Raw genomic sequence first — 1,300 nt, 5'->3', positions numbered from 1 at the left:
TTTTTTAATTTCAACCGTAACAGGTTGATTATATATAAGATACAAGCGTTCTTTGATTTTTTGATTTGAATTGACCGTAGCTTTGCATCCTTACAAATTGCACGGTTATGAATTCAGGCAAGTATGTTTTCTCTCAGCTATTAGAGTTTGTTGACAGATATGAGTTTGCTAAATGCGTAAAACGCTATAATGGGGACTATCGCGTCAGAGATTTCAACTGTTGGAATCAGTTTGTACAGTTGTTTTTCGGACAACTTACTTCTTTGAACTCCTTACGGGATATTTGTCTTTGTCTAAAAGCCCATAAACGCAAGCTTTATCATTTAGGAATAAAGCAACATGTAAATCAATCAACCATTTCACGAGCCAATGAGAGTCGAGACTGGCGGATTTTTGCCGACTTTGGAGATTTTCTCATAAAAGAAGTTCGTCCGCTTTATATGGATTCACCTATTCCTAACATAGATATTGATAACGACATCTTTGCGCTGGACTCAACAACGATTTCCTGTAGTATCAATCTTCTGACATGGGCTGAGGGAAAATACAGCAAAGGAGCTGTCAAAGTTCATACTTTGATTGATTTGCGAGGCAGTATTCCGACCTTTATCCTCATTACCGACGGGAAGTATCATGACAGCAATGCGCTTGATGAAATAATCCCCATACCTGAGGCTATTTATCTTATGGATAAAGCGTATGTTGATTTTGAAGCGTTGTATCGTATGCATAAATGTGAATCCTTCTTTGTTACAAGGGCGAAATCAACATTAAGATATGATGTGATTGAGCAAAATTACAACATAGACGAAACCACAGGGCTAAGAGCCGATAAAACAATTATGCTTACTGTTGCAAAGTCCAAGAAGCTCTATCCTGAGAAATTGAGATTAGTCGAATTTTACGATCAAGAAAAAGAAAATGAACTTGTTTTTCTGACCAACAATTTCGACGTATCCGCAATGGAAGTCGCCTATTTGTATAAAAACAGATGGCAAGTGGAGACTTTTTACAAGTGGATAAAACAAAATCTGACCATCAAAAAGCTTTGGGGGCATTCGCCAAATGCTGTCAAAACCCATATTTGGATAGCTATCTGCACATACTTGATAGTCGCATATGTAAAGCATTCGCTCAAAAGCACGCTCTCTATTTATGAGATTATGCAAATCCTGTGAATATCAGCGTTTGACAAAACTCCGATAAGAGAACTGCTTACCGAATTTCAAGTCAATTCAAAACAAAATGTCAAAGAGCAATTGGATTTATTTAATTCAAATTTTTAACGCATCAGTACTAA

General features: G+C 36.8%; 1 protein-coding gene. It reads left to right on the top strand.

Annotated elements, in window-relative coordinates; genetic code table 11:
- The first annotated feature begins 107 nt into the window (after positions 1-107).
- A complete protein-coding gene (locus tag M2133_RS15560; RefSeq protein ID WP_277467120.1) occupies positions 108-1,178 on the top strand; it encodes an IS4 family transposase in 1,071 nt (356 codons plus the stop codon).
- The last annotated feature ends 122 nt before the right edge of the window (positions 1,179-1,300 follow it).

This window comes from Parabacteroides sp. PF5-6, from assembly GCF_029504695.1.
In the GTDB taxonomy this organism is placed as follows: domain Bacteria; phylum Bacteroidota; class Bacteroidia; order Bacteroidales; family Tannerellaceae; genus QVMG01.
Note: the sequence above shows the minus strand (reverse complement) of the source record. Positions and strands in the feature narration are given on the sequence as shown.